The organism is Corynebacterium sp. HMSC06G04, assembly GCF_001807365.1.
Taxonomy (GTDB): Bacteria; Actinomycetota; Actinomycetes; order Mycobacteriales; family Mycobacteriaceae; genus Corynebacterium; species Corynebacterium simulans.
Map to the genome: position 1 here is coordinate 136,716 of NZ_KV788598.1, position 13,169 is coordinate 149,884.

General features: G+C 60.5%; 14 protein-coding genes. 11 read left to right on the forward strand and 3 right to left on the reverse strand.

Translation table 11 applies throughout. From position 1 onward, the window contains the following. Window positions 1-220 precede the first annotated feature (220 nt). The 4 genes from HMPREF3158_RS02465 to HMPREF3158_RS02480 all read left to right on the forward strand — a co-directional run bounded on the left by HMPREF3158_RS02465 (window position 221) and on the right by HMPREF3158_RS02480 (window position 4,262). A complete protein-coding gene (locus HMPREF3158_RS02465) occupies window positions 221-589 on the forward strand; it encodes a YraN family protein (protein WP_061923217.1) in 369 nt (122 codons plus the stop codon). Further along, window positions 576-2,096, forward strand: a complete 1,521-nt coding sequence (locus HMPREF3158_RS02470; protein ID WP_070497198.1) for a YifB family Mg chelatase-like AAA ATPase — start codon at window positions 576-578, stop codon at window positions 2,094-2,096. Before HMPREF3158_RS02465 ends, HMPREF3158_RS02470 begins: the two co-directional genes overlap by 14 nt. After that, window positions 2,093-3,271, forward strand: coding sequence for a DNA-processing protein DprA (dprA, locus tag HMPREF3158_RS02475; RefSeq protein ID WP_070497200.1), 1,179 nt, complete (start codon window positions 2,093-2,095; stop codon window positions 3,269-3,271). The genes HMPREF3158_RS02470 and dprA overlap by 4 nt, the downstream gene beginning before the upstream one ends. Before the next feature lie 91 nt (window positions 3,272-3,362). Next, window positions 3,363-4,262, forward strand: a complete 900-nt coding sequence (locus tag HMPREF3158_RS02480; protein WP_061923208.1) for a tyrosine recombinase XerC — start codon at window positions 3,363-3,365, stop codon at window positions 4,260-4,262. On the opposite strand, the gene HMPREF3158_RS02485 is transcribed toward HMPREF3158_RS02480, so the two are convergent. Continuing rightward, complete coding sequence (locus tag HMPREF3158_RS02485) at window positions 4,240-4,797, reverse strand: M23 family metallopeptidase (RefSeq protein WP_083286117.1); 558 nt, start codon at window positions 4,795-4,797, stop codon at window positions 4,240-4,242. The two genes, HMPREF3158_RS02480 and HMPREF3158_RS02485, sit on opposite strands and share 23 nt — an antisense overlap. A 393-nt stretch (window positions 4,798-5,190) precedes the next feature. Here HMPREF3158_RS02485 and rpsB point away from each other — a divergent pair, with 393 nt between their 5' ends. The 5 genes from rpsB to HMPREF3158_RS02510 all read left to right on the forward strand — a co-directional run bounded on the left by rpsB (window position 5,191) and on the right by HMPREF3158_RS02510 (window position 9,508). After that, window positions 5,191-5,997 (forward strand): 30S ribosomal protein S2, encoded by an 807-nt coding sequence (rpsB, locus tag HMPREF3158_RS02490; protein ID WP_061923205.1) that lies wholly within the window; start codon window positions 5,191-5,193, stop codon window positions 5,995-5,997. 153 nt (window positions 5,998-6,150) lie between these two features. Beyond that, a complete protein-coding gene (gene tsf, locus HMPREF3158_RS02495; protein ID WP_070433249.1) occupies window positions 6,151-6,963 on the forward strand; it encodes a translation elongation factor Ts in 813 nt (270 codons plus the stop codon). A gap of 177 nt (window positions 6,964-7,140) precedes the next feature. After that, entirely contained in the window at window positions 7,141-7,887 is a 747-nt protein-coding gene (gene pyrH / locus HMPREF3158_RS02500) for a UMP kinase (protein ID WP_061923198.1), read from the forward strand. A gap of 98 nt (window positions 7,888-7,985) precedes the next feature. Continuing rightward, a complete protein-coding gene (frr, locus tag HMPREF3158_RS02505) occupies window positions 7,986-8,543 on the forward strand; it encodes a ribosome recycling factor (RefSeq protein ID WP_070433248.1) in 558 nt (185 codons plus the stop codon). Window positions 8,544-8,626: 83 nt separating this feature from the next. Continuing rightward, window positions 8,627-9,508: a phosphatidate cytidylyltransferase gene (locus tag HMPREF3158_RS02510; protein WP_179294363.1), complete on the forward strand. Its 882-nt coding sequence runs from the start codon at window positions 8,627-8,629 to the stop codon at window positions 9,506-9,508. Window positions 9,509-9,628: 120 nt separating this feature from the next. Here HMPREF3158_RS02510 and HMPREF3158_RS02515 read toward each other — a convergent pair whose 3' ends face one another. Next, complete coding sequence (locus HMPREF3158_RS02515; protein ID WP_061923193.1) at window positions 9,629-10,009, reverse strand: LapA family protein; 381 nt, start codon at window positions 10,007-10,009, stop codon at window positions 9,629-9,631. A gap of 94 nt (window positions 10,010-10,103) precedes the next feature. Between HMPREF3158_RS02515 and rlmN the strand changes: the two genes are divergently transcribed. Next, window positions 10,104-11,210: a dual-specificity RNA methyltransferase RlmN gene (rlmN, locus tag HMPREF3158_RS02520; RefSeq protein ID WP_070497271.1), complete on the forward strand. Its 1,107-nt coding sequence runs from the start codon at window positions 10,104-10,106 to the stop codon at window positions 11,208-11,210. 170 nt (window positions 11,211-11,380) lie between these two features. Here the strand turns inward: rlmN and HMPREF3158_RS02525 are convergent, their stop codons facing one another. Then, a complete protein-coding gene (locus HMPREF3158_RS02525; protein ID WP_061923190.1) occupies window positions 11,381-11,830 on the reverse strand; it encodes a DUF2631 domain-containing protein in 450 nt (149 codons plus the stop codon). Between the two features lie 158 nt (window positions 11,831-11,988). Here HMPREF3158_RS02525 and dxr point away from each other — a divergent pair, with 158 nt between their 5' ends. Beyond that, window positions 11,989-13,155, forward strand: a complete 1,167-nt coding sequence (dxr, locus tag HMPREF3158_RS02530) for a 1-deoxy-D-xylulose-5-phosphate reductoisomerase (protein ID WP_061923187.1) — start codon at window positions 11,989-11,991, stop codon at window positions 13,153-13,155. Window positions 13,156-13,169: the final 14 nt, after the last annotated feature.

Below are 13,169 nucleotides of genomic sequence, written 5' to 3' on the forward strand. Positions count from 1 at the left end.
GCAAACGACACCATCTTTGCGCGCCCTGTCGCGGTAACTTGCCTGAGTCGCGGTGAGTTATCCACAGTTGGCGCGCTTTTTGCGTTTTGGGGCTAGCTATATTCTCTGCTTCTGCGCTGGACTGGGTCTTACAAAGAAAAGTTGATGCGGCTTTTGCGGCGTTTCAGCGGGTGTCGCAGCCCAGGGCGCGGCGAAAGCTCGGAATTTGGGGGAGTAAAGCGTGCTTTTAAGGTCCAATAAGAACCAGGTTTTAGGAAAACGCGGGGAGGCATTTGCCGCGCAGTTTTATCGTGAGCGCGGCGGACAGGTGCTGGCCGCCAACGTGCATTATGCGGTGGGCGAGATTGACCTTATCGTGCAGGAGGGGGCCACGATTGTTTTCGTAGAAGTTAAGACGAGGGCCTCTGATGCTTTTGGGGTAGCCGAAGCCGTTACCCCGCGAAAGCTGGTGCGCATGCGGAAGGCTGCGGCGCAGTGGCTGCAGGATAAACCCTTGTCCGTGGTGCGCTTCGACGTCGTGGCGCTGGTGGCACGCGGCCAGGGATTTGAGCTCACGCACTACGAAGGGGTTGAGCATGGCGCTCGGTAGATGCCATACGACGGCCCTCGAAGGCGTTACCGCGCACGTGGTCACGGTGGAAGCCAACGTGGGAACGGGGCTGCCGGGAGTGCAGGTGGTGGGCATGGCGGATACGGCGATCTCGGAATCGCGAGACCGCATCCGTACTGCGGTGGTTAACTCGCGGCTGCCGTGGGCGAAGACGCGCGTGGTGGTCTCAATGGCGCCGGCGGCTTTGCCGAAGTCAGGTGCACACTTTGACCTTCCCATGGCGTTGGCGATCTTGTCTGCACAGATGCCGCACAATGAACTCCTCGACAATGCGTTGGTGCTTGGTGAGTTGGGCTTAGATGGCAGCGTGCGCCCAGTATCTGGCATCATTCCAGCACTTCTAACGGCGCGGTCCCAGGGCTTCGACACCTTGGTGATCCCGCCGGGCAATGCGGCTGAGGCGACGCTGGTGCCGGATATGAACGTGCTGGTCGCGCACACGCTTGTCGATGCCTTCGCATGGGCATGCGGCAGCCGGGACTTGCCTTCGGCGCAGGGGATGGAAGTACCAGTTCCCGCATGCGAGGAGGTTCCAGACTTTCGCGACATCGCGGGCCAGAGGGAAGCGAAGTGGGCCGCAGAGGTTGCGGCCGCTGGCGGGCATCACCTGTTGATGGTGGGCCCGCCGGGATCAGGAAAGTCGATGATTGCGGCACGTTTGCCTTCCATCCTGCCCAAGCTGAGCACCGACCAATCCGTCGAGGCCACAGCCATTCACTCCTTGGCGGGCACTCCCGGCGCGGTGGTCTCCCGTGCGCCGTTTATTGCGCCGCATTCCTCGGTTACGCGGGCAGCGCTGCTCGGCGGCGGTGCGGGGAATCCGTGGCCAGGCGCGGTGAGCTTGGCGCATCATGGGGTCTTGTTCCTCGACGAGGCCAGCGAAGTATCCGCGCGCGTATTGGACGGGCTGCGCGCTCCCTTGGAGGACGGGCACGTGACCATCTCGCGTGCGCGGCGCGAAGTTACCTTCCCGGCGCGTTTTCAGCTGGTGCTGGCCGCCAATCCATGCCGTTGTGCCGCTGAGGAGCCAAGCAAGTGCCGGTGTAGGGCGTCTGAGCGACGGAACTATCTCACAAATTTGTCGGGGCCGTTGCGTGACCGCTTGGATATGGTGGTGGATATATCGGGCCGGGCGGCGAGCTTGCATGCGGTGGATGAGGAGCCTTCGGCGGCAATCGCGGAAAGGGTCGCGCAAGCACGGGATCGAGCGAAGCAGCGCTGGCGCGGTGATGGACTTGCCGTTCACAATAACGGTGCGGTGCCAGCTTCGTATTTGCGGCGGAATCGTCCTGCGACGGAGACTGCAATGGCGATGCTTGCGGCCTATCTTGCAGATGGCGAGCTAAGCCAGCGCGGCGTTGACCGTGTACTACGCCTAGCGTGGACGCTGGCAGACCTTGATGGCAGCGCCCAGCCTGACATCGACCATGTGGGCAAGGCGCTAGACCTGCGTGGGGCGGGCGTGCTGGAAAGGCTGGCGGCATGAGTAGCTTAAATTTGTCTACTTCGCTGCATGCTTGGATCTATCTCAACCGAGTGGTGGAAGGTCCATCTCGTACCCTGCACGGTTTGTTGTCCCAGTACCCCGTGGATGAGGTGGCGCATGGTGTCTATCACGCGGCGGACTGGATTGGTGCGTTGCGCGATGAGACGGCAAGTAGGAGGGACTGGCTGCGGCAGGACGAAGACTTGGCAGCGGCGCAGCGCGTGGGCGCGCGGCTGATTACTCCTGAGGATGCTGAATGGCCTCGGGAAGAATTCGCCCAGGCCTTCGGCTTCTATCAGGCAGGCGGCGCCGATGCCCCGGCGACCTTTGATAGCCAGGCCGTTCCACCGCATGCGCTGTGGGTGAAAGGCAAGTCCGTGCGCGAATGCGTGGCTCAGTCGGTAGCTCTCGTGGGAACACGCGCGATTAGTCGCTACGGCTGGGAGGTCTCCAAGTTGCTGGCTGGGGGCTTGGCCAGCCACCAATGGACCACGGTTTCGGGCGGGGCGCTGGGCGTGGATACGACTATCCATGAAGCAACTTTGGAAGCAGGTGGCCAAACAGTCGCGGTTGCGCCATGCGGCATCGATGTTAACTATCCTGCGCGCAATGCGTCCTTGTTCGCGCGGATCGCGGAAAGCGGATGCGTCATCTCTGAGTTCGCGCCCGGGACTACCCCGCAGCGTCATCGTTTCCTCACCCGCAACCGCTTGGTCGCGGCGCTTTCGGCCGGCACTGTGGTGGTAGAAGCCGCGTTTCGTTCAGGGGCTCTCAACACTTTGAACTGGGCGGAGGCGCTCGGCCGGGTAACCATGGCGGTGCCAGGGCCAGTCACCACAGCAGGCTCGCTGGGATGCCATCAACGCATCCAGGACCAGCGGGCGCAGCTGGTGACATCGGTGGATGAGATTCGCGGGTTGGTGGGCAACGTCGGAAGTGTGGATGCGGCAGGGCAATACGAGCTCGACTTTGCTCCGAGCAAGGTGCAGCAGCTATCTCGCAACGAGCTCAAGGTCTTTGATGCCGCGCCACAAAATAGCGAGGAAGGTGCAACCGCAGAAGACATCGCTCAACAAGCAGGCATGCGCGTGGCCTTGTGCGTCCACCTCTTGGTGGCTTTGCAGAAACAGGGGCTGGTCATGCGCGAGGGCAAACACTGGCGGCGCAGTGAATGAGATACGAGAACACAAATGACAAAGGCGACAAAGGCGCTGCGCTAGACAGGGGAATGTTGAGCCTTCTGCAACTGGAGTAGACTCCTGGGACATGACACGGAGCGCGGAGGAGCTATCTGGGCAGCTGGTGGAGGCAATCGAGGATTTCGCCGAGCACCAGCTGCTCATCCGTGGGCGCTCGCAGGCCACGGTGAAGGGATACCGCTCCGACCTTCGGGACTTAGCTCGTAGCGTTCCAGATTTTGCGAGTTTCGACCTGAACGCATTGCGCGCCTGGCTCGGTGAGGCTGTCACCGCCGGCAAGTCCCGAGCCACCTTGGCACGCCGCACCGCGGCGGTTCGAGCGTTTTCGACGTGGGCGGTGCGCGAAGGCCATCTTGGCTCGGACGTTGCAGCGCGCTTGGTGACTCCGAAGGTGGGCAAACACCTGCCTAAGGTTCTGGGGGAGAACGAAGCAGGGGAGCTCGTGGGCAATGCCGTCTCGGCCGACGAGGTTCATTTCCTGCGTGATAGTGCGATGCTGGAGCTGCTCTACGCCACCGGCATGCGTGTGGCAGAGCTTGCCGGCCTCGATATCGGTGACCTCGATCTGCGCCGGCAGACCGCGCGGGTTACCGGTAAAGGAAACAAACAGCGCGTGGTGCCTTTTGGAGAGGCAGCCGCTGATGCCTTGCGCACTTGGCTGGATAAGGGCCGCGCGCAATTGGCGGGGGAGACGGAAGCCGTCTTCGTGGGCACACGCGGTGGGCGTATTGACCAACGCCAGGTACGCCGCGTGGTGGAGAAAGCCGCACAGGTAACCGGCGCCAATGGGCTAAGCCCGCACAGCTTGCGGCACACAGCGGCGACCCACCTTCTAGAAGGCGGCGCAGACCTGCGCGTGGTGCAGGAGCTTTTGGGGCACTCGTCCTTGCAGACCACGCAGGTTTATACCCACGTTTCCGCACAGCGGCTCAAGGATGTTTACTCTAAGGCCCATCCACGGGCTTAAGCCGGATCACCGGGGCGTCGAGAAGCGAAAGCGGATCGATATACGTCTTTTCCGGGCCGTCGATAAGCGCGCCCCAGTGCAGGCCAGGCTTGCCGTCCACCGGTGGTGCTAACCTGCCAATGACTTGGCCCTCGCGGACCTTATCGCCCTTGGACACATGCCCGAATACAGGCTGATAGGTCGTGCGCACGCCATCGGCATGCGCGATGGAAACTACGGGTTTGCCCGCCACCTTGCCAACAAAATAGACCTCGCCGTCGCCAGCAGCGCGAACGTCAGAGCCAATCGAAAGCGCCAGGTCCACACCCCGGTGACCAGCGCTCCACTTCTGAGCCGGTGGATCAAAACCTTCCAAAACCCGCGTTGCCATGGCAGCGCCCGTGGTGGGATCGACATATGCCCACGCGGTCGGCGTGTTGGGCGCGCCGGGAGCACAGGGAAGAATGACCAGTTGAAAGGCGCCGAGGCACAGAGCCAGCCAGCAGACATTTGGCTTCGTGCGTATCCAAGAAAAGTTCTTTGCGTTGAGTTTCATAGACCTAGTCTTTGCAATGGGGCAGTGGTGGCGAAAGAGTTGATTAATGCGCTGTGAACAAACTGGGGTTAGTGGGGTGCATGTGAGCGATGTGGTGCCGTTTGGGGCCGCGTCAGCGAAAAATTGTGGAAAAACGCCACTCGTTTTGGACTAGTGCGCAGGATGCGGCTAGAATTTGCCCCAGCAGTGTGTCTGGCATGTTTAAAAACATTTCGATGCGCTGACTACGCGCGGCGAAGTCGTTGCTTCCTGGGTTAAGGAAGAAACAGCCCTGTGTTGACGCGGTCCCCACATGACGTGGGGTGTTGACCAGAGCCTTCGTTGCTAGGGTGCGGAATAAAACACCGCACATTTTCTTGCAAAACCGAAATAACAACAGAAAGCGAGCGAATCATGGCAGTTGTAACCATGCGCGAGCTCCTCGACGCTGGTGTGCACTTCGGCCACCAGACCCGTCGTTGGAACCCAAAGATGAAGCGTTTCATCTTCACCGACCGTAACGGCATCTACATCATCGATCTTCAGCAGACCCTGACCTACATCGATGAGGCTTTCGAGTTCGTCAAGGAGACCGTTGCCCACGGCGGCACCATCCTCTTCGTCGGCACCAAGAAGCAGGCTCAGGAAGCAGTTGCTGAGGAAGCAACTCGCGTTGGCATGCCTTACGTCAACCACCGTTGGCTGGGCGGCATGCTCACCAACTTCCAGACCGTTTCCAAGCGTCTGAAGCGCATGAAGGAGCTTCAGGCAATGGACGCAGCTGAAGACGGCTACAAGGGCCGCACCAAGAAGGAAGTTCTCATGTTGACGCGCGAGCGCGTCAAGCTGGAGCGCGTTCTCGGTGGCATCTCCGAGATGACCAAGGCGCCTTCCGCACTGTGGATTGTTGACACCAACAAGGAGCACATCGCGGTTAAGGAAGCTCAGAAGCTGAACATCCCAGTTGTTGCCATCCTGGACACCAACTGCGATCCGGATGACGTTGACTTCCCGATCCCGGGCAACGACGACGCAATCCGCGCTACCAAACTGCTGTCCGGCATCATCGCCACCGCAGTTGAAGAGGGCAAGAAGGCCCGCGAGGAGCGCCAGCTGGCTGCAGCTAAGGAAGCTGCCGGCGACTCCGCTGAGAAGGAAGCTCGCGACGCAGCAGAGGCTGCTGCTGCTTCCGACCCAGCATCTGCTGAGTCCGCAGAGTAAAAGACTTTAGGCTAAGCCCCCGCTACCGTTGGATTACGGCCGCGGGGGTTTATTCTTCTGTAAAAACTCACCCCCAAGGGCGGCGTAAAACGTTAGCGTCGAGTACGCTGTCACATCGAATACTGTTTGAAACCAAGGAGGATCGCCCGAACTATGGCGAACTACACTGCTGCAGACGTAAAGGCACTGCGCGAGGCTACCGGCTCCGGCATGCTTGATTGCAAGAAGGCACTCGACGAGTCCAACGGTGACTACGACAAGGCCGTAGAGTTCCTGCGCATCAAGGGCGCAAAGAACGTTTCCAAGCGCGCTGAGCGCGAGGCTACCGAGGGCCTCGTTGCTGTTTCCGGCAACACCATGGTCGAAATCAACTGCGAGACCGACTTCGTTGCAAAGAACGAGGCATTCAAGGCTTTCGCTACCAAGATCGCTGAGGCTGCTGGCGAGGCTAAGGTCAACTCCGGCGAGGAGCTGAACAACCTCGAGATCGACGGCAAGAAGGTTTCTGAGATCGTCGACGAAGAGTCCGCAAAGACCGGCGAGAAGCTGCAGGCACGCCGTGCAGTCACCCTCGAGGGCGACAACGTCGCTGTCTACCTGCACCAGCGTTCCGCTGACCTGCCGCCGGCAGTTGGCGTTCTCGTTTCCTACGAGGGCGACGCTGAGGGTGCACACGCTGTTGCTCTGCAGATTGCAGCTATGAACGCTGAGTACCTGACCCGCGAGGACGTTCCGGCTGAGGTCGTTGAGAAGGAGCGCGAGATCGCTGAGGCTACCACCCGCGAGGAGGGCAAGCCGGAGGCTGCTCTGCCGAAGATCGTGGAAGGTCGCCTGAACGGCTTCTACAAGTCCGTCGTTCTGCTTGAGCAGGCTGCACTGTCTGACTCCAAGAAGACCGTCAAGCAGGTTGCTGAGGAAGCTGGCACCACCATCAAGGGCTTCGTGCGTTACGAGGTTGGCGCCTAAGGCTTTGATCTAAAGCTGCTTGCTTTTTAGCTGCAGACTTTCTAGTGGTCCTGTCGCAATTGCGGCAGGACCATTTCGCGTTTTCTGTGCGGGTGGCATCCACCCCATTGAATATGAGCAATAGAGCTTGTATGGGTAAGATGGAACGGACTTAAAAACGCCCGCATTAAGGAGACGATGAAGGCCGTGGCTAACCCTGACACCAAGCGAACCGGATACAAGCGCGTAATGCTTAAGCTGGGCGGTGAAATGTTCGGAGGTGGCAAGGTCGGCATCGACCCAGACGTTGTAGAAAACGTCGCCCAGCAGATCGCCGAGATTGCAAAGCAGGGCACCGAGGTCGCCGTAGTCATTGGCGGCGGCAACTTCTTCCGCGGCGCCGAGCTTTCCCAGCGCGGCATGGACCGCGCCCGTTCTGACTACATGGGCATGCTGGGCACTGTCATGAACTCCCTGGCACTGCAGGACTTCCTGAAGCAGCAGGGCGTCGATTGCCGCGTGCAGACCTCCATCAACATGGCTCAGATCGCAGAGCCTTACCTGCCGCTGCGCGCAGACCGCCACCTGGAAAAGGGCCGCGTGGTTATCTTCGGCGCTGGCATGGGCATGCCGTACTTCTCCACTGACACCACCGCTGCACAGCGCGCGCTGGAAATTGGGGCAGAGGTGCTCTTCCTCGCCAAGGCTGTTGACGGCGTCTATTCCGACGACCCACGCACCAACCCTGATGCGGAGCTCTACTCCGAAATCACCCCGCGTGAGGTCATCGAGAAGGGGCTAAAGGTTGCAGACGCCACCGCGTTCAGCCTCTGCATGGATAATGACATGCCAATCCTGGTGTTCAACCTGCTGACTGAGGGCAACATCAAGCGCGCCGTCAACGGCGAGCAGATCGGCACCCTGGTTCAGTCCAAGGAAGACTAAGAAAGTACTTTAGGCCACGTCCTTCGCCCCAGAAGGCGTGCGATCCTGCTAGATTCAATCCCAGTTACTTTAAATTCGAAAAGGGGAGTTTTAACCCAATGATCGACGAGATCCAGCTCGAAGCAGAAGAGCACATGACCGCTTCGGTGGAGCACACCCGCGAGCAGCTGGTCACCATCCGTACCGGCCGCGCAAACCCGGTTATGTTCAACGGCTTGGTTGCTGAGTACTACGGTGCGCCGACCCCGATCACCCAGATGGCTACCATCTCCGTTCCGGAACCACGTATGATGCTCATCAAGCCTTATGAGCAGTCCATGATCCAAGAGATCGAAAACGCTATCCGCAACTCCGACTTGGGCGTTAACCCAACCAACGACGGCCACGTTCTGCGCGTAACCATCCCGCAGCTGACCGAGGAGCGCCGCCGCGACCTCGTCAAGCAGGCAAAAGGCAAGGGCGAAGACGGAAAGATTGCTATCCGCAACATCCGCCGCAAGGCCATGGACCAGCTGAAGAAGCTGCAGAAGGACGGCGACGCCGGCGAGGACGAAGTCGTTGCAGCCGAAAAGGAAATGGAAAAGACCACCGCGGGTTATATCGACCAGGTGGATAAGCTCGTTGCCAACAAGGAAAACGAGTTGATGGAGGTCTAAGCACCTCGAACCTGGCCGCCGGGCACTTTCAGCTCGGCGGCGCTTTTTTGTGAGTATCCCATCTTCCTGTGGAAGGAGCGCGCGTGACTAGCGAGTCGAATCGTCGTCTGCCCAAGCCGAAGAACGGCGCGGGCCGTGACCTGCCTGCGGCGGTCGGGGTAGGCGTGGGCCTTGGCGCACTCGTTGTCTTTGCCGTCTGGGCCGGTGCCTTTGCTTGGTACATGGTCGTGGCAGTAGCCGTCGCTATCGCAATGTGGGAAGTACTCACGCGCCTGCGCGAGCATTCCTTTTTTATGCCTCGCACCCTGCTCATCGTCTTGGGCCAGGCGATGCTTTGGGTCTCCTGGCCTCTGGGAGCCCCCGGCCTCGTAGCGGTCTACGTCGTCGCCGTCTTGGCACTCATGTTTGGCCGTCTCTTCCACAACGGCCGGCATCGCCCGCCGATTAACTATCTGCGCGATATGTCCGTGGGACTTTTCGTCCTGACCTGGATTCCTTTGTTTGCCACGTTTGCGGCGATGCTGTCCCGCGTGGAGACCCCGTTCGCCTCTGGCGCGGCGTCGATTGTGGCCTTCATGCTCTGTGTCGTGGCCTCTGACACCGGCGGCTACGTAGCCGGCGTGATGTTCGGCTCGCACCCCATGGCTCCTGCAGTAAGCCCCAAGAAGTCGTGGGAAGGTTTTATCGGCTCGGTCATCTTTGGCGTTGCCACCGGTGCCCTTAGCGTGAAGCTGCTGCTGCACCACGATGCATGGGTAGGCGGCCTGATGGGCTTGGGTCTGGTGTTCTGCGCCACCTTGGGCGACCTCGTGGAATCCCAATTTAAGCGCGAGCTGGGTATCAAGGACATGTCCCAGATTCTTCCCGGCCACGGCGGCTTAATGGATCGCCTCGACGGCATGCTTCCTTCCGCCATGGTGACCTGGGTGGCCGTGAACTTCTTGGCTAATTTCCACGGTTTCTAAATTTTTAGCCGAAGGCAAAACCTAAAAGACTCCTCCCTCTCTTCCGGCCACGCGTCGAGCGTGACTTAAGAAGATGCGGGAGGAGATTTTTAATGTATTAGTGTTTGGCTCGCTGGGTATTTAGCGGTTGCGTGCCTTGGCCTGCTTGCGCACCTGGCGGCGCAGCTCGAACATGCGCCACATGCCAACCAGTGCCATGATCAGTGCGCCGGCGATGGCGAAGATGAGGTAGGCGATGCCAGCCGGGAATTCGCCCGACCAGTTCAGGAAGTTCATCGGCACCTTCTGCTGGTTCTGCAGGATAAAGACGATGAGGACGATGAGCAGCAGGAATCCCACGATCAGTGCGGCCCAGGTGGAAGCTGCGAAAGATCCTTTGACCTTCGTGTCCTCTTGCTGGGAGTAAGTGGACTCAACTTCGGTGTGCGTGCCAGTGGTGTTATCAGCGGTGGTCTCTGGCGCGTAGGCGGTCTCGTCTGCGGGGAATTCGTTTTGTGTCATATGTCTATTTAATCCTGCGAGCTGTCGATTGTGCCACTTCGCCTCGGTTTCAATTGGGTAAAAGTGCCGAAAACGTGGAAAAATGGGCGGAACCATGGCTGAAGCATTGAAACTTAATTTCTCCGCCCCTCGGCGCGGTTTGCCGCCGAAGCACTTCGCGGATCTGTCCCACGACGAGCGCATTGACGTCCTCGCGGAAATTGGCCTGCCTAAGTTCCGCGCGAACCAGCTGGCAAAGCACTACTACGTACACCGCACCGCGGATGTCTCCGAGATGACGGACATCCCGGCCGGCAAGCGTGAGGAAGTCCAGGAGCGTCTCTTCCCAACGCTGATGACTCCCATCCGCCAGACCTCCACGGATGACGGGGAGACCACCAAGTCCCTGTGGCGCCTGCACGATGGCACCATGCTCGAGTCTGTGCTCATGCGCTACCCGGGCCGCGCCACCTTGTGTATTTCTTCCCAGGCCGGCTGCGGCATGGCGTGCCCGTTCTGCGCTACCGGTCAGGGCGGCCTCGACCGCAACCTGTCCACCGCAGAGATCGTGGAGCAGTTCCGCCACGCCGCCAAGCTCATGGAGGAAGAAGGCGGCCGCCTGTCCAACGTGGTGTTCATGGGTATGGGCGAGCCGCTGGCCAACTACAAGCGCGTGGTCCACGCCGTGCGCCAGATAACCGGCCAGGACTTGACGGGCTTTGGCCTTTCCCAGCGCAACGTGACGGTTTCCACCGTGGGACTTGCTCCAGCTATCCGCAAGCTTGCCGACGAAGACCTCTCCTGCACCCTGGCAGTCTCCCTGCACACTCCAGACGATGAGCTGCGTGATTCCCTGGTTCCGGTCAACAACCGCTGGCCGGTCGAGGAGGTCCTCGACGCCGCTCGTTACTACGCTGACAAGTCCGGCCGTCGCGTCTCCATCGAGTATGCGCTCATCCGTGACAAGAATGATCAGGACTTCCGCGCCGACATGCTGGGGCAGAAGCTGCACCGCGCGCTCGGCTCCAAGGTGCACGTCAACGTCATCCCGCTGAACCCAACCCCGGGCTCTGAGTGGGACGCCGCACCGAGGGACCGCCAGGACGAGTTCGTCCGCCGTGTCATCGCTCAAGGCGTGCCGTGCACCGTCCGCGATACCAAGGGCGATGAAATCGCCGCCGCCTGCGGCCAGCTCGCTGCCGACGAGCGCGAGTCCGCCTAAAGCTCGGCCAATCCACCCGAGCCATTCACGCCGCCCAACCCATTTACGCCGCCCAATCCATTTACGCCGCCCCAAGCTCGCCTTGGGCGGCGCTTCAGCTAAAGAGCGCATAAAAATCTCCCCGTCACCCAACAACAAGGTGGGTGGCGGGGAGTATTTCGCGTATGCGCTTAGTGCATTGCCTTGCGGGCTGCACGAGCGGTGCCGCGCTCGACGCGCAGGTGGGAAACGCGAGCTGGGTCGATGTTCAGGGCGCGCAGCTCTGCGTCGTTAAGCTCAGCGTAGGAGCCGGAAACCGTCTTCTGGTCATATACCCAGTCCGGCTCAACGTGGCCAACCGGCTGGTTGCGAGCGGTGACGGTGCGCACCTGGGAGAGGTTCGGGCGCAGGGCGAAGATGATAAGGCCCAGAGCAAGAACGACGGCAAGAGCGATGAGCCAGACGGTCTCAACGTGGCCCTTGTGGTTACCGAAGTTGTAGGCCAGCAGGAAGAGTACAGAAATCCAGCCAGCGATCTGAACGCCAGAGCGGCTGATGCGGGACCAACCAAAACCTGCGGACGGGACGTCCTCAGTGGAAACGCCGTCGAAAACCTGCGGTGCCGGCTTGTGGGAAGACACTTGCTCTCCTTTGCGTGTACATGGCGCACTCTGCGCGCGCACATGAAATGCCATTTATTCTGTGTAGTAGTTTAAATCATCCTCGCCGCGTTAGCGAAGAAACACCCCCGGCAATTTCGCTCACCCTATTTTGGCCGCGGCTCGCTAGGGTTGGAGAGGTGAGTACACAGCGCATTCTTATTCTCGGGTCCACGGGCTCCATCGGCACCCAGGCACTGGAAGTTATCGCCGATAACCCGGATAAATTCCAAGTAGTCGGCATCGCCGCGGGCGGTTCCAACCCGCAATTAGTGATAGAGCAGGCCCGTGCTCTCAATCTTTCGTTTGACCACGTGGCGGTGGCGAGTGAGCAGGCTGCACGCGAAGTCTCAGCAGCCTTGGGAGGCCCGGTGCGCACGGGCGCGGATGCCGCTGAGCAGTTGGTGCGCGAAGTCGAAGCAGACAAGGTGCTCAACGCCTTGGTGGGCTCGATGGGCCTGCGCTCTACCATCGCCACGCTGGAGCAGGGGGCGTTTCTCGCCCTGGCCAATAAAGAATCTCTGGTGGCCGGCGGCCATATTGTCACCCGCATGGCAAAACCGGGCCAGATCATCCCGGTCGATTCCGAGCATTCCGCCATGGCGCAGTGCCTGCGCTCCGGCGCGGAAGGGGAGCTGGATAAACTCGTGTTGACGGCGTCGGGTGGCCCTTTCCGCGGCCGCACGCGTGAGGAGATGTGGGACGTGACCCCGCAGCAAGCGGCGCAGCACCCCACGTGGTCCATGGGGCAGATGAATACGCTTAATTCCGCGACCTTAATTAATAAAGGCTTGGAGCTTATCGAGGCCACCTTGCTCTTCGACATTGCCCCCGAGCGCATCGACGTTACGGTGCACCCGCAGTCCATCATTCATTCCATGGCTACCTTCAAGGATGGCTGCACCATTGCCCAGGCTTCGCCACCTTCGATGAAGCTGCCGATTTCCCTGGCGCTGGATTGGCCGCATCGCGTGCCCGGTGCGCAGCCGGCGCTCGATTTTTCCAAGGCGCACGATTGGCACTTTGAGCCGCTTGACGACGCCGCGTTCCCCGCCGTTTCCCTTGCCCGCGCCGCGGCGGAGGCGGGTGGCACGCATCCGGCGGTCTACAACGCCGCGAACGAGGAGGCTGCGGCGGCTTTCTTGGCAGGCCGCATCCACTTCCCAGAGATCGTCGACGTGGTTGACAAGGTCGTGGGGGAGGCCTCCCAGTTCGCTGGTGTACCCTCATCCGTCGAGGATGTAATCGCCGTTGAGGGCGAGGCCCGCCGGCGCGCAAACGCGCTGGTGGACACTTTGGCTAACTAGAAAGCTTTCACCAC

Bases quoted from the DNA above. Each gene is read 5' to 3' on its own strand.
- HMPREF3158_RS02470 (WP_070497198.1), top strand. From the start codon at position 576: ATGGCGCTCGGTAGATGCCATACGACGGCCCTCGAAGGCGTTACCGCG.
- dprA (WP_070497200.1), top strand. From the start codon at position 2,093: ATGAGTAGCTTAAATTTGTCTACTTCGCTGCATGCTTGGATCTATCTC.
- HMPREF3158_RS02480 (WP_061923208.1), top strand. From the start codon at position 3,363: ATGACACGGAGCGCGGAGGAGCTATCTGGGCAGCTGGTGGAGGCAATC.
- HMPREF3158_RS02485 (WP_083286117.1), bottom strand. From the start codon at position 4,797: ATGAAACTCAACGCAAAGAACTTTTCTTGGATACGCACGAAGCCAAAT.
- rpsB (WP_061923205.1), top strand. From the start codon at position 5,191: ATGGCAGTTGTAACCATGCGCGAGCTCCTCGACGCTGGTGTGCACTTC.
- tsf (WP_070433249.1), top strand. From the start codon at position 6,151: ATGGCGAACTACACTGCTGCAGACGTAAAGGCACTGCGCGAGGCTACC.
- pyrH (WP_061923198.1), top strand. From the start codon at position 7,141: ATGAAGGCCGTGGCTAACCCTGACACCAAGCGAACCGGATACAAGCGC.
- frr (WP_070433248.1), top strand. From the start codon at position 7,986: ATGATCGACGAGATCCAGCTCGAAGCAGAAGAGCACATGACCGCTTCG.
- HMPREF3158_RS02515 (WP_061923193.1), bottom strand. From the start codon at position 10,009: ATGACACAAAACGAATTCCCCGCAGACGAGACCGCCTACGCGCCAGAG.
- rlmN (WP_070497271.1), top strand. From the start codon at position 10,104: ATGGCTGAAGCATTGAAACTTAATTTCTCCGCCCCTCGGCGCGGTTTG.